This is a genomic window from Acinetobacter sp. 12966, from assembly GCF_031196995.1.
In the GTDB taxonomy this organism is placed as follows: Bacteria; Pseudomonadota; Gammaproteobacteria; order Pseudomonadales; family Moraxellaceae; genus Acinetobacter; species Acinetobacter geminorum.
Map to the genome: position 1 here is coordinate 96,218 of NZ_JAVIMC010000030.1, position 18,287 is coordinate 114,504.

The 18,287-nt window shown below is 37.7% G+C and carries 20 protein-coding genes; 9 read left to right on the forward strand and 11 right to left on the reverse strand.

Annotated elements, in window-relative coordinates; all coding sequences use genetic code 11:
- Positions 1–2: 2 nt before the first annotated feature.
- From RFW85_RS06140 to fdx, 7 genes are all read left to right on the forward strand, one after another.
- Positions 3–476: an Rrf2 family transcriptional regulator gene (locus RFW85_RS06140; protein ID WP_002117915.1), complete on the forward strand. Its 474-nt coding sequence runs from the start codon at positions 3–5 to the stop codon at positions 474–476.
- 1 nt (position 477) lies between these two features.
- The gene (locus RFW85_RS06145; protein ID WP_170248506.1) at positions 478–1,695 is read left to right on the forward strand and encodes an IscS subfamily cysteine desulfurase; all 1,218 of its coding nucleotides are present in this window, start codon (positions 478–480) and stop codon (positions 1,693–1,695) included.
- Positions 1,696–1,761: 66 nt separating this feature from the next.
- Complete coding sequence (gene iscU / locus RFW85_RS06150; protein ID WP_002117907.1) at positions 1,762–2,148, forward strand: Fe-S cluster assembly scaffold IscU; 387 nt, start codon at positions 1,762–1,764, stop codon at positions 2,146–2,148.
- A 30-nt stretch (positions 2,149–2,178) separates the two neighbouring features.
- On the forward strand, positions 2,179–2,499 hold the full coding sequence (gene iscA, locus RFW85_RS06155) for an iron-sulfur cluster assembly protein IscA (protein WP_017386859.1): 321 nt from the start codon (positions 2,179–2,181) through the stop codon (positions 2,497–2,499).
- An 89-nt stretch (positions 2,500–2,588) separates the two neighbouring features.
- Positions 2,589–3,107, forward strand: coding sequence for a Fe-S protein assembly co-chaperone HscB (gene hscB, locus RFW85_RS06160; RefSeq protein ID WP_170248505.1), 519 nt, complete (start codon positions 2,589–2,591; stop codon positions 3,105–3,107).
- A gap of 37 nt (positions 3,108–3,144) precedes the next feature.
- Positions 3,145–5,004, forward strand: coding sequence for a Fe-S protein assembly chaperone HscA (hscA, locus tag RFW85_RS06165; RefSeq protein WP_170248504.1), 1,860 nt, complete (start codon positions 3,145–3,147; stop codon positions 5,002–5,004).
- Positions 5,005–5,021: 17 nt separating this feature from the next.
- Entirely contained in the window at positions 5,022–5,360 is a 339-nt protein-coding gene (fdx, locus tag RFW85_RS06170; RefSeq protein WP_002117947.1) for an ISC system 2Fe-2S type ferredoxin, read from the forward strand.
- Positions 5,361–5,419: 59 nt separating this feature from the next.
- On the opposite strand, the gene RFW85_RS06175 is transcribed toward fdx, so the two are convergent.
- The 8 genes from RFW85_RS06175 to RFW85_RS06210 all read right to left on the reverse strand — a co-directional run bounded on the left by RFW85_RS06175 (position 5,420) and on the right by RFW85_RS06210 (position 14,670).
- Complete coding sequence (locus RFW85_RS06175) at positions 5,420–6,880, reverse strand: adenylate/guanylate cyclase domain-containing protein (protein ID WP_170248503.1); 1,461 nt, start codon at positions 6,878–6,880, stop codon at positions 5,420–5,422.
- A gap of 56 nt (positions 6,881–6,936) precedes the next feature.
- A complete protein-coding gene (locus tag RFW85_RS06180; protein ID WP_170248502.1) occupies positions 6,937–7,371 on the reverse strand; it encodes an HIT domain-containing protein in 435 nt (144 codons plus the stop codon).
- A 201-nt stretch (positions 7,372–7,572) separates the two neighbouring features.
- Positions 7,573–11,034, reverse strand: a complete 3,462-nt coding sequence (gene mfd, locus RFW85_RS06185; RefSeq protein WP_170248501.1) for a transcription-repair coupling factor — start codon at positions 11,032–11,034, stop codon at positions 7,573–7,575.
- Between the two features lie 134 nt (positions 11,035–11,168).
- Positions 11,169–11,525 carry a hypothetical protein gene (locus RFW85_RS06190; protein WP_086264580.1) on the reverse strand — a complete coding sequence of 119 codons (357 nt, stop codon included), beginning with the start codon at positions 11,523–11,525 and terminating at the stop codon, positions 11,169–11,171.
- A gap of 80 nt (positions 11,526–11,605) precedes the next feature.
- Positions 11,606–12,538 carry a Dyp-type peroxidase gene (locus RFW85_RS06195; RefSeq protein WP_309171253.1) on the reverse strand — a complete coding sequence of 311 codons (933 nt, stop codon included), beginning with the start codon at positions 12,536–12,538 and terminating at the stop codon, positions 11,606–11,608.
- A gap of 143 nt (positions 12,539–12,681) precedes the next feature.
- Positions 12,682–13,461, reverse strand: coding sequence for a glutathione S-transferase N-terminal domain-containing protein (locus RFW85_RS06200; RefSeq protein WP_170248500.1), 780 nt, complete (start codon positions 13,459–13,461; stop codon positions 12,682–12,684).
- Positions 13,462–13,485: 24 nt separating this feature from the next.
- Positions 13,486–13,992: a ribonuclease E activity regulator RraA gene (gene rraA / locus RFW85_RS06205; protein ID WP_060465720.1), complete on the reverse strand. Its 507-nt coding sequence runs from the start codon at positions 13,990–13,992 to the stop codon at positions 13,486–13,488.
- Positions 13,993–14,004: 12 nt separating this feature from the next.
- Positions 14,005–14,670, reverse strand: a complete 666-nt coding sequence (locus RFW85_RS06210; RefSeq protein ID WP_032034910.1) for an NAD(P)H-binding protein — start codon at positions 14,668–14,670, stop codon at positions 14,005–14,007.
- A gap of 212 nt (positions 14,671–14,882) precedes the next feature.
- Between RFW85_RS06210 and rpsT the strand changes: the two genes are divergently transcribed.
- Entirely contained in the window at positions 14,883–15,149 is a 267-nt protein-coding gene (gene rpsT, locus RFW85_RS06215; protein WP_002117906.1) for a 30S ribosomal protein S20, read from the forward strand.
- 57 nt (positions 15,150–15,206) lie between these two features.
- On the opposite strand, the gene RFW85_RS06220 is transcribed toward rpsT, so the two are convergent.
- Both RFW85_RS06220 and RFW85_RS06225 read right to left on the reverse strand, forming a co-directional pair.
- Positions 15,207–15,941: a histidine phosphatase family protein gene (locus RFW85_RS06220; protein ID WP_002117975.1), complete on the reverse strand. Its 735-nt coding sequence runs from the start codon at positions 15,939–15,941 to the stop codon at positions 15,207–15,209.
- Positions 15,942–15,998: 57 nt separating this feature from the next.
- The gene (locus RFW85_RS06225) at positions 15,999–16,856 is read right to left on the reverse strand and encodes a 3'(2'),5'-bisphosphate nucleotidase CysQ (RefSeq protein WP_170248499.1); all 858 of its coding nucleotides are present in this window, start codon (positions 16,854–16,856) and stop codon (positions 15,999–16,001) included.
- Between the two features lie 295 nt (positions 16,857–17,151).
- On the opposite strand from RFW85_RS06225, the gene RFW85_RS06230 reads away from it, so the two are divergent.
- Complete coding sequence (locus RFW85_RS06230) at positions 17,152–17,520, forward strand: hypothetical protein (RefSeq protein WP_005069482.1); 369 nt, start codon at positions 17,152–17,154, stop codon at positions 17,518–17,520.
- A gap of 59 nt (positions 17,521–17,579) precedes the next feature.
- Here RFW85_RS06230 and RFW85_RS06235 read toward each other — a convergent pair whose 3' ends face one another.
- The gene (locus RFW85_RS06235; RefSeq protein ID WP_170248498.1) at positions 17,580–18,239 is read right to left on the reverse strand and encodes an SOS response-associated peptidase family protein; all 660 of its coding nucleotides are present in this window, start codon (positions 18,237–18,239) and stop codon (positions 17,580–17,582) included.
- Between the last annotated feature and the right edge of the window lie 48 nt (positions 18,240–18,287).

Here is an 18,287-nt window from a genome sequence, read left to right on the forward strand (position 1 = left end):
TCATGCGCCTTACAACTCGCGGTCGCTACGCAGTGACTGCTCTACTTGATTTAGCTTTGCAGCCAACTGAACAAACGATCACGCTCGCCGAAATTGCCGCACGCCAATCCATTTCAGTTGCTTATTTAGAACAGTTATTCGCAAAACTTAAGCGTCATGGGTTAGTTTCTAGTGTTCGTGGTGCAAATGGTGGTTACCATTTGGCTCGAAATGCTGATGAAATTACTGTGTTAGAAATTATTGAAGCTGTAAATGAAACGGTTGATGCAACACGTTGTGACCATAAAGGTAATTGCCAAAATGGTGCAATGTGTCTCACTCATGATTTATGGCAAGAACTCTCTCATCATATTGCCGACTATTTAGCAAAAATCTCTCTTGCCGACCTCATTAGCCGAGACAACGTTCAAACTGTTGCATTACGCCAAAATGTAACTGGCACAGATTCAGCTCTTTTATCGGGTACAGGTATTTGATATGAAACGTCCAATTTATCTTGATTACGCAGCAACCACTCCAGTAGATCCGCAAGTTGCAGAACGTATGATGGAGTGTTTAACTTTCGACGGTACCTTTGGTAATGCTGCGTCTCGTTCACACGCTTATGGCTGGCAGGCAGAAGAAAAAGTTGAATATGCACGTGAGCAAGTAGCAAATTTAATTAAAGCTGATCCACGTGAAATCGTTTGGACTTCTGGTGCAACTGAATCAGATAACCTTGCCCTTAAAGGTGTAGCTCAATTCTATGCATCTAAAGGCAAACATATTATTACAAGTAAAATTGAACACAAAGCTGTTCTGGATCCTTGTCGTGAATTAGAAGAACAAGGTTTTGAAATTACTTATTTAGAGCCAGAACCACAAACAGGTTTAATTACTCCTGAAATGGTTAAGGCTTCCCTTCGCCCAGATACTATTCTTGTTTCTCTTATGATGGTAAACAATGAAATTGGTACAGTTACAGATGTAGCGGCGATTGGTGAATTAACACGTGCCAACAAAACATTTTTCCACGTAGATGCAGCGCAAGCAGCTGGTAAAGTTGATATCGACTTATCTACGATGAAAATTGACCTTATGAGTTTCTCTGCTCATAAAATTTATGGTCCAAAAGGTATCGGCGCATTATATGTACGTCGTAGCCCACGTGTTCGCCTAAAAGCACAAATCCATGGTGGTGGTCATGAACGTGGTATGCGTTCTGGTACTTTGGCTACTCACCAAATCGTTGGTATGGGTGAAGCTTTTGAGATTGCAGGCAAAACAATGCATGCAGAACAAGAGCGTCTCCGTAAACTTCGTGACAAACTTTGGAACGGTTTACAAGACCTTGAACAAGTGTTCTTAAATGGTCACCCAACTCAAAACGTTGCAAACTATTTAAATGTTAGCTTCAACTTTGTTGAAGGTGAATCTTTAATGATGTCGCTTAAAGATGCTGCAGTATCAAGTGGTTCTGCTTGTACTTCTGCAACTTTAGAGCCTTCATATGTTCTTCGCGCATTAGGTTTATCTGATGAGCTAGCACACAGCTCAATCCGCTTTAGTTTTGGTAAATACACAACTGAAGAAGACATTGACCACGTGCTTACAATTACCAAAGCCGCTGTTGAGAAATTACGTGAACTTTCTCCGCTTTGGGATATGTACAAAGAAGGTATCGATCTTTCTACAGTTGAATGGGCAGAACACTAATTATTGAAATTAGTGTTTTAACCCTCATATTAATATTAGGCTGACCCCGAGGTTTGGAGAAGCGAAATGGCTTATAGCGAAAAGGTAATTGATCATTACGAAAACCCACGTAATGTTGGTGTTTTAGATAAAAACTCTGAAAATGTTGGTACAGGCATGGTGGGTGCACCTGCATGTGGCGACGTGATGCGTTTGCAAATTCAGGTAAATGATAGTGGTGTGATTGAAGAAGCACGCTTCAAAACTTATGGTTGTGGTTCTGCAATTGCATCAAGCTCACTTGTAACTGAATGGTTAAAAGGTAAGACTCTTGATGAAGCTCAAGCGATCAAAAATATTGATATCGCAACTGAGCTTGCTCTTCCTCCAGTAAAAGTTCACTGCTCTGTACTAGCTGAAGATGCAATTAAAGCTGCGATTGATGATTACCGCAGTAAAAAATCTAAAGCTTAATTTGTTACCATTGTAAACGTTGGAGTTTTCATGATTCATTTAACTGAAAATGCTGCGACTCATATTAACAATTACCTTAAAAATCGAGGTAAGGGTGAAGGCATTCGCGTGGGTGTGAAAACTTCTGGTTGTTCTGGGTTGGCTTATGTTCTCGAATTTGTTGATTCTGTCGATGAACATGACCAAGTTTTCGAACAATTTGGCGTTAAGGTTTTTGTAGATCCAAAAAGTCTTGTCTATTTAGAAGGCTTAGAAATGGATTACGTAAAGAATGGCCTTAACGAAGGGTTCGAATTTAACAATCCCAACAAAAAAGGTGAATGTGGTTGCGGTGAGTCTTTCACTGTATAACTCCCTCTCTCCTTCCATCCTTTTCATTAAAACAGTGACTTTTTATAGCACTGTTTTAATGTATTTAATTAATGTGGACCTCCTTTCTAATGAATCATTTTGAGTTGTTCAATTTACCCGTAGAACTCGATATCGATTTGGCGAGCTTAAAATCTAGTTTCTTAAGTTTGCAGCAGCAATATCACCCAGATAAAGCAGAAGATAAAGATCAGGCATTGATCAAATCAAGTGAAATCAATCAAGCTTTTAAAATACTTTCGCAAGTAGATAGCCGCGCTGCTTATCTATTAGCGTTAAAAAAGCAAGATCACCACCTTGATCAATCCATTAGCGATTTTGAGTTCCTACAATCAGCTCTAGAGCTTCGTGAGCAACTTGATGAAGCAACTTCACAAGAGCATTTAAGTACTCTTAAGCAAGAAGTTTTTCAGTGGATTGAGGGCTTAGTTCGCGAATTTAAAATTGACTACTCAGATGAAGATTGGGGCGAAGCTCGAGATACTGTACGTAAATTACGTTTCTTTCAGCGCGTTCTTAACGATATTGAAAAAGCAGAAGATCAAATGTTGGATGATGAAGACAACTTTGATTTAGATGATGATTTTTAATTTGCTTTTTCCAATTTATATTCAAAGGATTTAACTCATGGCACTTTTGCAAATTGCTGAACCGGGTCAATCCAGTGCCCCACATGAACACCGCATTGCGATTGGTATCGACCTAGGAACAACACATTCTTTAGTTGCGACAGTGTTATCAGGCAAACCAAAAGTCCTTAACGACGAAAAAGAAAGAAGACTTCTTCCTTCTATTGTGCATTATGGAAATGATGTCACTCATTATGGTGAAGAAGCGAAACCTTTCATTATTGCTGATCCAAAAAATACAATTGTTTCTGTAAAGCGTTTTATGGGACGCTCAAAAGCAGATATCAAATTTCAACACCCGTATGAATTAGTGGGTTCTGAAAATGAGATGCCAGCTTTCGAGACACGCTCTGGCCGCAAAACACCTGTTGAAATTTCAGCTGAAATTTTAAAACAACTAAAAGAACGTGCTGAATCAAGCTTACAAAACCCAGTAAATGGAGCGGTAATTACTGTTCCAGCCTATTTTGATGAAGCACAACGTCAAGCAACACGCGATGCTGCACAGCTGGCTGGTTTGAATGTATTACGCCTATTAAATGAGCCAACTGCTGCTGCTGTGGCTTATGGTTTAGATCAAGAAACAAATTTAGCTACAGATCATAACTATGTGATTTATGATCTAGGTGGTGGTACTTTCGACGTATCAATCCTACGTTTTTCACAAGGTGTCTTTGAAGTATTAGCTACAGGTGGTCATACTGCTTTAGGTGGTGATGATTTAGATCGTCTCATTGTTAAATGGGCTAAAAAACAATTAAATATTGATACGCTAAGTGATGAGAGCTATGCAGTATTTATTGTTGCTGCTCGCCAAGCGAAAGAACAACTTTCTACACAAGAATCAGTTCAATTAAAACTAGTTGAAAATGTACTAACACTTGATCGCTCAACCTTTGAGAGCATTATTCAAGTTGCTTTAGACAAAACAATCAGTGTTTGCAAACGTGTTTTACGTGATGCAAAACTTGAATTATCAGATATTCAAAATGTTGTTTTAGTTGGTGGCTCTACCCGTTCGTATGCTGTTCAGCAAGCAGTTCGTAATGTGTTTAACCAAGAACCACTTTGCACGATTAATCCTGATGAAGTAGTTGCAATTGGTGCTTCTATTACAGCAAATCAATTAATTGGAAACAGCCAAGACGGTTCGCTACTTTTAGATGTTACTCCTCTTTCCCTTGGCTTAGAAACCATGGGTGGATTAGTAGAGCGTCTTATTTCTCGTAATACAGCTATTCCGGTTGCTCGCCGCCAAGAGTTTACTACTTATCAAGATGGCCAAACTGCCATGCTGATTCATGTAGTTCAAGGTGAAAGAGATTTAGTCGAACACTGTCGATCGTTAGGAAGATTCGTTCTTCATGGCATTCCCCCAATGACTGCTGGTCAAGCACGTATTGAAGTTACCTTTCAGGTAGATGCAGACGGCTTGCTTACCGTTTCAGCTCGTGAAACAACTTCAGGTGTACAAGCTCAAATTGATATTAAACCATCTTATGGTTTATCAGAGTCTGACACTGAACGCTTATTAATTGAAGGTTTCCAACACGCAGAAGAAGACAAAAATCTGCGTCATTTAAAAGAAACCAAAGTTGAAGCTCAACGTGAGCTTGAAGCATTAGAACAAGCTTTGAAAGTTGATGCTGATTTACTCAATGCTGAGCAGCTCGAAGCACTTAAAACCGCTGAAAATATGCTTAAAGTACAACTTGATGGCAATGATATTCAAGCGATTGAAAAATCTGTAGAACAACTTAAAGTACATAGTGATGCTTTTGCTGCACTACGTATGAATCGACATATTGACCACGCCTTAAAAGGTACAAAACTTGAAGATTGGTCAAATTCAAACTAAAGGTATAGGTGATCAATATGCCCCGCATTAAAGTACTTCCTCACGCTCAATTTTGTCCTGAAGGTGCAGAATTTGAAGTTGAACAGAATGCAAATCTTTGTCAAAGTTTGCTGGATCGAGGAATTAAAATCGAACATGCATGTGACATGTCATGCGCTTGTACAACATGTCACGTAGTAGTTCGTAAAGGTTTTGATAGCCTAGAAGAAATGGATGATGTTGAAGCAGATCTTTTAGATCGAGCTTGGGGTCTTGAACCAGATTCTCGCCTTTCATGCCAAGTAAAAGTTGTGGATGAAGATTTAGAAATTGAGATTCCTAAATATACAATTAACCATGCTTCAGAAAATCATTAATCGTGTTAATAAAAAAGCTGCTTTAAAAGCAGCTTTTTTATATTTTATAAACTCTAAACTTAATCTTGTTGGTCTATTTGTAAAGGCTTAACTTCATCTTCAAGTCTTAACTGCGCTATACCTTGAGTATTCACTAAAGTTTGTTGAACTTTAATTCGTTGAATCATTTTCTCAAGCACTTCTACTAATTCAGGATATTCATAGTTTTGTACTTCTTCTAAGTTAAGTACCAAATGAAAGCCTTTATACTCATAATCAAACCATTGCTGATGATCTGACTTATTCCCTGTATATTTCTCCATCACTTGCCATGTCTTTACCGCACCTTGAATACCTTTTAGATAAATCGGTGTTTTTGGAGCACAGAGGAAATCACTTTTGATTAATTGATAAGTATCGTCTGAAATTAAGATTTCATCTATTTCAGCAGCATATTGCAGACGAGCCGCTAAATTTACATCACGACCCACAATCGTATAAGCCATACGATGGGTTGCCCCATAATTTCCTACGTGGCAATAACCAGTACTAATACCCATTCGGATATGCAATGCTGAGTAACCCATCTTTTTCCAGCGCTCGCGCAACAATTTCATTTGCTGACGCATAGCGATTGCCATTTCTACACATGCTTTGGCATCTTGTTCCACACCTTGTGAATTTGGATCACCAAAAAATATCAGGATGGCATCTCCCATAAATTTATCGACTGTGGCTTCATACTGTTTAGCGATTTCCGTCATATGACTTAAATAATCATTAAGCAAGAATGCTAAATCATCTGGAATTAAAGTTTCTGATAACTCTGTAAAACCCTGAATATCAGAAAAAAACACTGTCATTTTTTTACGCTTATATTCAATCTTTGCTTCAGCCTCACCGCGCATAATAGACTGCCATAACTGTAATGGCGCATAACGGCTTAATTGATTAGCAAAAGCAATATAGCGGGTCATTTGGTCATAGTAATGTTGACGCTGCTGACTGATTTTTTTTACCCAACGATGCTGGTAGTAGTTTCCGATGGTAATAAACATAACCAAGCCAAGAAGTGTAATTACAGTCAACTCTTGGCTAGTAGGCTCAAAATATGTATAAAAACCAAATAAAAAGAATGTACTTAAATAAAAAATAATCGCGCCTAACAAGCTGGTCAAACAAATGACTGCGAAAGAAATACGGCTATTAATTGCTGAATAAAATAATGCAAAAAGTGCAATAAATGTAGGCACCAAATTGAGATGCAGACCTGCTAAGGTAACAGCTACAACAATTGCATCGATTGCAAAGAAAACACTTTTTTGAGTTTTTTTATCGAATTGGTACTGAAGCCAATGTTCTAACTTCGAACTAATAAAAAGCAAGAATAGGAAAAAAGGTGGAACATAGATCTGATAATTTGTATTAGGTGAGGTAAAAGCATAGATCACTAAAATTAAGGACAGAATTGAATATCCCATCAAACGATGAAAATATGCAAACTGCTTGGGCTCTCTATCGATAAACCTCTCTAATTGCACCCTATCCTCCACACCTCAATGTAGCCACATTCATATAAATGTGGCATTGCATTGATTTAGTCCATGCGCCAATCAAATGGCATATCACCTTGACCACGTAACGCAAGCATAAGAGTTTGACGCATATGAGCCAGCACATCATTTGTATAAGGAACCACAGGTGTACCCCATACTGGTTTAGGCCATGCAACATCATTCTGATAACGTACCACATGATGGAAATGCAATTGAGGCACCATATTTCCCAAAGCGGCAACATTCATTTTATCAGCGCGGAATACACGAGATAGCTGGCTAGATAACCAACTTGATTCACGTAAAAACTGTTCTTGGTCAGCTTGGCTCAACTCATATAATTCTGTGATTCCCGGCACACGAGGGATTAAAATCAGCCAAGGGAATTGCATATCATTCATTAAACGACATGTTGAAAGCGGGAAATCGCCTACAAAAAAAGTATCTTGAGCAAGTTGTGGATGCAAACTAAACATATCTTTTATAAATGACAATAAACAATAATGGCTAATACTATCACATCAGTTTTGATGTGAGTATTGCTAGTGTCTGGTTTGATTACAAATAACAATGATTTTATGCACTTATTACCCCAACAGACCGAGAAATCGTGCATAAAACTCTGTTATCAACATACAAAGAATTTATATGGAATGAAAATCACTTTAAAACACTATTTAAGCATGTAATTCATTCAATAATTTCGCTAACAAATCATTAATAAATTGGATCCGTTTTTCCTGTTCTTCAAGCTGAACCATAACCTTTAAACGTTGACCACCTTCCATACGATAATAGGTTGGATGCTTTTGCATGAGTTGAATAATACTAATGGCCTGAACAGGTGTATCAGGCGAGAATTCAATATTGCCACCTTGCGTATTAATATCGATCTTAGTAATCCCTAGCTGTTCAGCTTTCAGTCGAATTTGGTGAACACTAAATAAGTGTTTAACTGATTGCGGTGGAACTCCAAAACGGTCAATAAGCTCCATACGGATATTGTCGAGCTTTTCTTGGGTATCTGTATTACTAATACGCTTATAGAATAATAAACGCTGATGCACGTCACCTAGATACTCATCTGGAATCAGTGCAGGAATGTGTAAATTAATTTCTGCAGTTAATGATAAAGGCGCATCAAAATTCGGTGTTTTACCTTGCTGAATCGCTTTAGTAGCTTTTTCCAGCATTTCCATATATAGGCTATATCCAATTGCCTGCATTGAGCCACTTTGCTGCTCACCTAAAAGCTCACCTGCGCCTCGAATTTCTAAATCTTCTGTAGCCAGCATGAAACCAGCACCAAGAGTTGAAGCACGTTGAATTGCATCTAGACGTTTTTCAGCATCACCTTTTAAATGCTTTATGGAAGGAACCAATAAGTAGGCATAAGCTTGGTGGTGTGAACGTCCTACACGGCCACGTAGTTGGTGTAATTGAGCTAAACCAAGTTTGTCAGCCCTTTCTATCAAAATAGTGTTGGCATTTGGAACATCAATTCCGGTTTCAATAATGGTTGAGCATACCAATACATTGTATTCTTTGTGGTAGAACTGTTGCATGACTTGCTCAAGTTCTCTTTCCCTCATTTGTCCATGTGCGACGGCTACACGAGCTTCAGGGACAAGCACACGAATATTTTCAGCTGCTCTCTCAATCGTATCAACTTCATTGTGCAAGAAGTATACTTGACCACCACGTAGTAACTCACGCAAGATCGCTTCTTTAATAGATGCTTCGGTATGTTCTTGTACAAAGGTTTTAACAGCTAAACGACGGGCTGGCGGTGTAGCAATGATAGATAAATCACGCATTCCCGAAAAAGCCATATTAAGCGTACGTGGAATTGGTGTAGCTGTAAGCGTTAACATATCTACATCTGCACGTAATGCTTTAATACGCTCTTTATCACGCACCCCAAAACGGTGCTCTTCGTCGACCACCATTAAGCCTAAATCTTTAAACTGTACATTTTCTTGTAAAAGTTTATGGGTGCCCACCACAATATCGACTTTGCCTTCAGCAAGGTCTTCAATATTTTTCGTATGGGTTTTATTTGAACCAAAGCGTGATAGTACTTCGATACGAACAGGCCAATCGGCAAAACGGTCTTTAAAAGATTCATAATGCTGTTGAGCAAGTAATGTCGTCGGTACTAATACAGCGACTTGCTTACCATTTTGCACCGCAACAAATGCCGCACGCATCGCAACTTCTGTTTTACCAAAACCAACGTCCCCACAAACAAGTCGATCCATCGGTTTAGCTTGTTGCATATCATAAAGCGTCGCTTCAATAGCATTGGCTTGATCAAGTGTTTCTTCGTACGCAAATCCACTCGCAAATTGCATATAAAGCGACTGATCGACTTCAAAGCCAAAACCAGGTTTCGACTGACGACGTGCTTGTATATGTAGCAACTCTGCTGCAACATCATGAATTTGTTCTAAAGCTTTACGTTTAGCCTTACTCCATGCGTCAGTTCCAATTTTATGTAATGGAGCTAAATCTGGATCCCCGCCACTATAGCGGCTAATCAGATGCAAGTTGGTCACAGGCACATAAACTTTTGCCTCTTCAGCATAGTCTAGTTGCAAGAATTCATAATCTTGGCCTTCAATTGCCAAAGTAATTAATCCAGCATAACGCCCAACACCATGATCGATATGAACAACAGGAGCGCCTATACTTAATTCGGTCAAACTACGAATTAGAAACTCTTCTGAAACTTCTTGCTGACGTTTACGACGACGTTGAACTACGCGATGCTCATATAACTGATTTTCCGAAATAACCGACAATTGATCGGTTAAAAGCAAACCACGGTCTAATGGCGCATTCGTAATCGCAATCGCAAACTGACTTTTCTGGAATTGCTCAAAACTATCTACACTAGGAATATCTCCCAGACTGGCACGCAAACCATCTCTTAAACTTTCTCGTCGACCAGCACTTTCTGCAACCAATAAAACAGGATGATTTGCTTCATCAATATATTTTTTAACTACCGCAAATGGTTTGTCTTTTTTCGGATCAACTGGCAACTTAGGTGGTTGCTCAACCTTAAGATTTAGAGCCCCAACTTTTTCTTCAACTGCTTCAGCGCTCACAAGCATACGTGGGAACTGATTTAAGGCACTTAGTAAGTTATTTGGTGCAATAAATAACTCATCAGGAGGGAGAATTGGCTGGTCTGCGTTATGGCGCCTATCTTCATAGCGACGAAAAACTTCTTTCCAAAAACTGGTTAAATCAGTATCCACATCATTATTTGTAATTACAATGCAATTCTTTGGAAAGTACGTTGTAAGTGTACTTTGAGATTGCATTTGAGTTTTATCAAAAAATAACGGTAAATAAAACTCGATTCCCGGAGATGCGATTCCATCAAGAACATCTTGGTAAATTGGGTTTTTCTTAGGATTTGCGGTCGGAAAAAGTTCAGAATAACGATCTCTGAAAATGGAACGAGCTTCTTTTAATGGGAACTCTTTCGCGGGAAGAACTGTAAAACTTTTTAAAGTTGTGGTGGTTCTTTGTGTTTCTGGATCAAAGAATTTTAATGTATCAATTTCATCATCAAACAGGTCAATACGGATAGGTGCATCCTGACCAGATGAAAAAATATCCATAATGCTGCCACGTACAGCAAACTCACCATGGTCGTAAACTGTATCTACTAAATGATACCCAGCTTGTACTAAACGTAGCTTCTGTTGTTCTAAATCAAATTTTTGCCCCACACGTATATCAAAATGCTCACCTAAAACCCAAGAATAGGGTGCAACTCTTTGAGCTAAAGTACTTGCTGAAATGAGCAATACACCTTTTTGCGGCATATTGGATAAAATCGCGAGACGTTCTGAAACAATATCTTGATGAGGTGACAAACGGTCATACGGCAAAATCTCCCAATCAGGGAAAATTGTCGGTTTTATGCCATAAAATTCAAGTTCACTTTCTAACTGAGCAACATGTTGGTTATTTCGAGCTACTATAACGAGCAAAGATGAATGCTGAATTGCAATTTCTTTGAATAATAATGCAGCAGATGAACCTAATAACGACCCTACCCAACGCTTTTCACCGGCTTTGAGCTGTTGTAAATTCAATTGAGAGATTTCTTGTTGAAACATGTATATGGCTTTTATCAGCTAAGAAGATATGAGCTCAATAGTAGCATGATGTTTTTAGTGAAATGAGTTATTTTTTTGAAAATCAAACTACTAGTTGGCCCTACTTTTTATATTTTTTAATCAATCAACTATGATTATTTATCACGCAAAAACAAAACGTAATATTGATTCAATATTTGTATAATCGCTTTGAGTTGAAGTAGTTTTTCTTGAGTATTTTCTAATCTTGCAACATAACGCTGTGTTGCAATTTCTAGATCAATCTTTTCATTAATTTGTGGCGTAATTTGAAATAACTTTTGAAGATTATCAAAATTCTGTAATTTACGGTTTGAGAAATATTCCAGATGCTCTGACCATTTCTGATTAATCAATACATCATTAATGATAGGCCCACGTTCAGAATCAAATTTTAATTGGTTCTCTTGCAAGTAAATTTGTTCAGGTGTCTCTTTCGAGCCTTGAAAAAGCTGCGTTATCTTTTTAAACATTTCATCACATCATATTTATTTCAATTTAAATGATGGAAGTATCTAGTCCCTTCCATCATTTAAGTCTTCTAAATTAACGACTATTCATCGCCCAAATCATCAAGAAAATCTACAGTCGGTACAAAAAATAAAGTACCTGTTTGAGCAGTACTAAAGTCAAGTAACCGATCTAGGTTACCATGCTCGTTGCCTAGAAACATGTTCTCAAGCATTTGTCGGGTTGTACTAAATTTACGCGAGTAGCCAATAAAGAATGTGCCATATTCATTTCTAGAAGGATTTGAAAAAGGCATATTAGCTCGCATAATTTTAAGTTCATTACCTTCCGCATCATGAGCTTTACTAACCACATTATGAGCAGTTAAAGGTTTTTCATCATCGCCGAGCTCAACATCATTGAACTTTTTACGGCCAATCACTTTTTCTTGCTCTTCGTCAGTTAATGAACGCCATTTGTCCATATCGTGTGTATATTTCTGGATAAAAGCATAACTTCCCCCGATAAAATCAGGATCTTCATCGCCTACTAACGCCCACTGCGCTGCAATAACAGGTTCAGGATTCTCAGTCCCATCCACAAAGCCAATAATTGCACGCCCATCAAAATAACGAAAACCATGAACTTCATCAATTGGATAAGTTACCTTACCAAGCTGTTGATTAATTATATTGCCCAGCTCGTAACATAAAGTCTGACGATCAGCACGTATATGAAAAAATAAATCACCTGGAGTTGAGACAGCCGTGTATTTCGGACCTCTAATTTCTTGAAATGGTTGTAACTCTTGAGGCTTGGATTGCTCTGGAAATAATATATCCCATGCATTGGAGCTAAAACCTAAAGTAGCATTAAATTTACTATCTGGATAACGGTTAGTTAAACTTCTGGTTAGTGCTGAAAAATTAGCAGCAAAATCTTTTACTTTTTCTATTACAGAATCACCTTGAGCTAGTCCCAATACAATAAATAATGCATTTTCACCAGCAGCACTCGTTACAGGTTGAATTCTCATACATTCCATAAAATATGCCTTGTTAGGTATTTAAGCTTATTAATTTAGCATACTCATATTTTTTTCATACAAGCTGTTAAGAAATCTGATGTTAATAAGAGTTTAAGTAAAACGCCTTAAACTCTTACTCAAATTAACCTCACTCAACGTCCATATTGCTTTTTTAAATACTTTACGATTTGAGCTGACTCAAACATCTTCACTCCCGTATTTGGATCTACCAAATACGGCACCTGCATTTTATCCTGCATAATCGGTAATAGCTTTTCCCTTTTTCCACCTTCTAAAGGTATATATTTACCCGGTTTTAAGCGAAGAATAGCAGGTCCCATATCTTGCCATCTCTCTTTTGCCACATTATGCAAAATATATGGTAGCTCAAGTTCAGAGAGTAGACTTCTTACAATTCGTGAATACGGACTTGCTTCAAAACTCCATAACTCAAGTTTTTGTTCAGGTGAAGCTCTATTAACAATTTTTTTATTTATCCATATTCCACGAGCTCCATTTAATATAGTTCCTGCAACTGCAACATAAGGCATGTTTGGGTAACTCGAAAATTTCTGCGGTGTTTTCCCGGTCTTACCATAATGTTTAAATAAATGATGAATAATATCCTGTGATTCATATAGCTGATCGCCAGTATTTTCATCAATTAAAAATGGAAACTGTAATTTACCGCCTTTTTCTTTTACAACTGAACGATACTTTGTTCCACCTTTAGGACATGGATAAATTTCAACGTCCAGATTCAAAAGTGTAATCACTTCACGAACGCGACGACAAAATGGTGAACCTTCAAATTCATATAATTTCAAAGCCTTTACAGGCTGTTGCGGAAATGCTGTTCCTGAAACACCTCTACCACCTTCAGCAATTGCAGATACAACTGCTTGAAGTACTTTAATTTGATGAATCACCATCGTGCCTTCCTTTATATTAGAGAATTAGACTAATTTTTCTTTTGCTATCACAATCCCATTATTATCAGCATAGATAAAATCACCAGATTGAATTGTGACTCCACCAAAATACAAATTAATATCTACCTCACCAATGCCCTTACGATTACTTTTTTGCGGAATTGCAGCCAATGCATGTACTCCCAAATCTAAGGTCGCAATTGCATCAACATCTCGTACACAACCGTAAATCACTACACCATTCCAGTTGTTTTTAACTGCTGACTCAGCAATCAAATCACCCATAAGTGCACAGCGCATAGATGCACCACCATCAACAACTAATACTTTACCTGTACCATCTGTTGCCAATAACTCTTTTACACGTGAGTTATCTTCAAAGCACTTTACTGTTACAACCTGCCCCCCAAAAGTTTTACGTGCTCCATAACTTTGAAAGAACTTGCCATCCATTGATGGGATTACAACCTGTAAGTCTTTTTCAGGGTTATCATCTAATAAATCACATGTTACAAATGGTACTGTTGACACTTTAATACTCCCTTATCGAGTTTGTTGTATGCTCAGATTATCATATCGTTTAAAGGCTTCAATTTGCGTTAGCGCCGCTACGACCATCGTATGAGCCAATTGCTCCGCAGTTACTGGCTTATATTTGAATGGCTTTTGAAATTTATTCTCGATAAGTTTAAATAGACTTTGTCCTAAGTCTTCAATAAACCGTACATCGCTGCGTTTACCAATCAGTAAAGACGGTCTAAAAATTGATAGTTTTTCGAGTTCTAAACTCTCAATATAATCTTCTAACTGTCCTTTCACTTTATTATAGAAAATTGGAGAATTTGCATTTGCTCCAAGGGCACTCACTAGCAATAGATGAATATGTTTATCTTGTACTAAATCTGCTAAATGAGCATTGATTTCATAATCCACAGCGTAAAAAGCCTGTTTTGAGCCTGCCAATTTTAATGTCGTTCCAAGACAGCTAAATGCATGGGTATGGCCATTCACATCTTCATCATTGAGCAATAAAAAATCCTCTATAACGAGTTGAGTAACTTTTTTATATGTATTAAGTAGTTGTGATTCTTTTCTCACCACAACAGTAATCGCTTCAAATTCTGGTGTTTGCTCAAGCTGTTCGACAAGCGCTAAACCCACAAGCCCCGTAGCACCTATCACAATTGCTTTTTTAGTACTTATAGTCATTTTTTATCCAACCCTCTTTAAGTTTGTATCAAATTTAACCTTTTCTTACCGTTTTAGCAGCCCCTAAAACCGCTTAAAATGCTCGCAAGGCTTGACTTCACGGTGTTGATTCATCACAATATGGCACTTGTTTACGGGCTGGTGATGGTTACACCAGTTTACTGAATTGACCACAGCCCGCCCAGACCAACTTATTTTCAAGGAGTGCAAGAGTGGCAAACTCTGCTCAAGCTAAAAAACGTGCGCGTCAAAACGTTACAGCGCGTAAACACAACGCAAGCTTGCGTTCTATGGTTCGTACCTACATCAAACGTACTTTAAGTGCAATCGCTGGTGGTGATTATGCTGTTGCTACAGAAGCTTACAAAAAAGCTGTTCCTGTAATCGACCGCATGGCTGATAAAGGCATCATCCACAAAAATAAAGCTGCTCGTCATAAGAGCCGTTTAAATGCTCAAGTTAAAGCGTTAGCTAACTAATTTGAACATGTAAAAAAAGCCCAATAGGGCTTTTTTTATTATCTATCGTTTTTGAGCTTATAGCACTTTATGAAATTTAGCTACATTCAGCTCATAGGCCTTTCCTCTCCAAATCCACTTTAATTTACAATTTGGAAACTCTTCACCTTCAAACCAGACAAATAATCCTTCCATCATTTCCGGCCAGTCTTCTTTCTTAATTTTATTCTCGCCAGAAATTACAGCAACAATTGCTGCAATAATCGTGTCATGACTCACGGCTAAACTAAGACCGCCTTTAGTTTTTGGATGAGTCCGGTAAATAAGCTCTAGTACATCTAAAACACCAGTAATGGGATGTTTCATACCAGGTAATGCATTATTTACAAAACTATTAATAAAACCTAAAGCGCCCTGCTTTTTAAAATAAGGAGCAGCTTGTTGTATATCCAACACAAAGCTACCCGGTTCAACAAGTAGCCCTTGCTCAATAATTTCAATCGTATGAGTATTTGATTGAGGACTTACATCGTCAGCCCCTTCAATCATGAGTGCCGCCGTATCGACACAGCGTTGTATTGGACTTGAAATACAATGCTGAATAACACGATCTGTATTTTTGATTAAGTAATTACCCCATGCCTGCGCAAGCTCACGTCCTTGAGGAGTAAGTTGGAGATCATAACCAGCCAAGCCCTGCCCATCTACAAGTTCTCTTAAAGAATGGCGCGTAAATAAGGTTACAGGAGTTGAAGCATCGGGCAATAAATCAATTGCTTCAAACATACTTTTAGGCAATAAATCGAGTGCCATCTTTATCTTGTCATCTTTTTTCAATACTTTGCCACTATAACATGTCTGGCATAACTCTCAATCGATAACACCTGATTGGGCTAATGCTTCAAATGCTATTTTTTTGCTTTCCTGATCACGAAAAGCGATAAAGCCCTTATTTAAAACCGTGCTTCTTTGGTTATATTCAAAAGGTTTTCCATCAAGAGTAAGTAAACCACCGCCTATACTTTCTAACAGACCTTGACCAGAACTGGTATCCCATTCAGAAGTAGGATGAAAGCGTGGGTAAATATCAATTTCACCTTCTAACATCATACAAAACTTATAGGCACTCCCAGCTTCTCGTCGAATAATACGATGTTCTTTTTCAATAGGTTGAATAAATTTTTGGTATTTTGGATTTTTACTACCGTGACTAAGTCCTATTTGTATAGGTGCATCTAGCGAAGTTGAACTAACCTGATATTGATACCATTGTTGTTGGCTAAAGCTATATTTAAAAGGTAAATCTTGCAGATATCCTAAGTACACAACTTGTTCACATGGCACAGCAATAACGGAGAAAACTGTTTCTTTGCCGTTGATCAAGCTTAGATTGATCGTAAATTCATCACGTTCATGTATAAACTCTTTCGTACCATCAAGCGGATCTAACATCCAACAAGTAGACCAGTCATGACGGGCACTATAATCACTTTCTTCAGACAATACAGGCAAATCTGGAGTAATCTCGGCCAGATGCTTTAATAAAAATCTATTTACCTTTAGATCTGCTTGGGTTACAGGTGAATCATCTTGCTTTTCATGAATAGTAAACTCATAACCCGCTGAATAGTTTTGATATTCTTCTAGTAAAATCTGACTCGCCTGTTCCAAAATCGGCAGAAGTTGATTAATTAAATTATCTTGTGGGCGCGTAGTTGTTATAAACATAAATATGCTCTACATAGTTTCATTTCTATTATAGGTGAATTATGAACAATTCTATATTCGCCAACAGTTTGATTTACTAAAATAGTCATTTATCCTAATCATTAGCATCGTTACTTTCCGCCTATGCTATTGAGGTAATATGAATAATTTTAATATTTATAAAAGTCTTTATTCCGTACAAAAAACAATCTATAAGTTATGAAAAATAAACAACTTAAATCAGATTTATCCATTTCCTTTTCATATATTTCTTGGTATGTTCAAGGACACAATAACAAGATGGAAGAAAGTGCACATGATGCTATATGGATATCATTTCTCAACAATAGAACATAACTGGGAAGACCTTAAGCCCTTAAATGAGTTTCTACAAACATTTGCAGATGATGATGGTGATGTTTCAACACGAGATAAAGAATCTCTCAAAGAAATCATAGCGAAATCTGATACAGCTTTGGCTCTCGCTAGAGAAATGGGTTGGGATGGTAGTTATACAGGCTGCCCTTATCTATTCTGGTTACCAAGTAAAAATAGCCAATCTTTTGAATATGGCTTTGTATTTAAACAGACCTCAGATAATACAACTTTTGTGATTTCACCGATTGAATTGAGCTATTTAGCTGAAGATTCTGAAGTACAAACATTAAGTAAAAATATTGAATAAGTGATATAGGTTATTGATTCAAATTTGACATCAATAACCTCATCTTAATTTTAGATAGATTAGTCAAACATACTTAACTGTGGTGTCGGTTTTATAACTTTTTCTTTTGGGACATGAGAGCATTCAAACTCTTCAACTGGAAAACCTTCAATGAAGCTGGAAATATCTGGTGTTTCTAAACTTAACCACTCTTCTAGTCGATCATGTGGAATCACAATAACTGATCGTTTAACATCGCCTGGTTCGTGAAAGTCTTTCATCATGGGATGGTCTATGCCGTCCATAGTTAACATGCTTGCAGAACGAATAACCGTCTCATTAATTTTGCAAATTTCATAGATTGCTGCGATGAAAAAAGCCTGCCCATCTTTACGGCGAACACCCCACCGCTCAGGTTTATCATTTATATACTTACTTTCATAAAATTCGTTCACTGGAATCACACCGAATTTACATTTAAGTGCGGCTTCTTGAAAGCTAGGTTTTTGAAAAATAGTCTCATGACGGGCATTGTAGGTATGTTTTGCTATGTTTGTATCTTCAGCCCATTTTGGAACCAATCCAAACATCACTTCGCGCCACTCAAGCCCTTGTGATGATTTGAATAATAGTGGCATTGTTCCAGCAGGATAAACCTCTTCGGCATAGCTAAAGCCGACCACAGGCAACTGAAGTTGCTGTAATTGGGCAAGCGTTGAAGGTTTAAAATTAGCGCACATAACAAGAATAAAATACTCTACATTTACTTCTTTTTTATTTTATAAGCA

Excerpts from the sequence above, each read along its gene's own strand:
- RFW85_RS06140 (WP_002117915.1), top strand. The coding sequence starts at position 3 with ATGCGCCTTACAACTCGCGGTCGCTACGCAGTGACTGCTCTACTTGAT.
- RFW85_RS06145 (WP_170248506.1), top strand. The coding sequence starts at position 478 with ATGAAACGTCCAATTTATCTTGATTACGCAGCAACCACTCCAGTAGAT.
- iscU (WP_002117907.1), top strand. The coding sequence starts at position 1,762 with ATGGCTTATAGCGAAAAGGTAATTGATCATTACGAAAACCCACGTAAT.
- iscA (WP_017386859.1), top strand. The coding sequence starts at position 2,179 with ATGATTCATTTAACTGAAAATGCTGCGACTCATATTAACAATTACCTT.
- hscB (WP_170248505.1), top strand. The coding sequence starts at position 2,589 with ATGAATCATTTTGAGTTGTTCAATTTACCCGTAGAACTCGATATCGAT.
- hscA (WP_170248504.1), top strand. The coding sequence starts at position 3,145 with ATGGCACTTTTGCAAATTGCTGAACCGGGTCAATCCAGTGCCCCACAT.
- fdx (WP_002117947.1), top strand. The coding sequence starts at position 5,022 with ATGCCCCGCATTAAAGTACTTCCTCACGCTCAATTTTGTCCTGAAGGT.
- RFW85_RS06180 (WP_170248502.1), bottom strand. The coding sequence starts at position 7,371 with ATGTTTAGTTTGCATCCACAACTTGCTCAAGATACTTTTTTTGTAGGC.
- mfd (WP_170248501.1), bottom strand. The coding sequence starts at position 11,034 with ATGTTTCAACAAGAAATCTCTCAATTGAATTTACAACAGCTCAAAGCC.
- RFW85_RS06190 (WP_086264580.1), bottom strand. The coding sequence starts at position 11,525 with ATGTTTAAAAAGATAACGCAGCTTTTTCAAGGCTCGAAAGAGACACCT.
- RFW85_RS06195 (WP_309171253.1), bottom strand. The coding sequence starts at position 12,538 with ATGAGAATTCAACCTGTAACGAGTGCTGCTGGTGAAAATGCATTATTT.
- RFW85_RS06200 (WP_170248500.1), bottom strand. The coding sequence starts at position 13,461 with ATGGTGATTCATCAAATTAAAGTACTTCAAGCAGTTGTATCTGCAATT.
- RFW85_RS06210 (WP_032034910.1), bottom strand. The coding sequence starts at position 14,670 with ATGACTATAAGTACTAAAAAAGCAATTGTGATAGGTGCTACGGGGCTT.
- RFW85_RS06220 (WP_002117975.1), bottom strand. The coding sequence starts at position 15,941 with ATGGCACTCGATTTATTGCCTAAAAGTATGTTTGAAGCAATTGATTTA.
- RFW85_RS06225 (WP_170248499.1), bottom strand. The coding sequence starts at position 16,856 with ATGTTTATAACAACTACGCGCCCACAAGATAATTTAATTAATCAACTT.
- RFW85_RS06230 (WP_005069482.1), top strand. The coding sequence starts at position 17,152 with ATGATGCTATATGGATATCATTTCTCAACAATAGAACATAACTGGGAA.
- RFW85_RS06235 (WP_170248498.1), bottom strand. The coding sequence starts at position 18,239 with ATGTGCGCTAATTTTAAACCTTCAACGCTTGCCCAATTACAGCAACTT.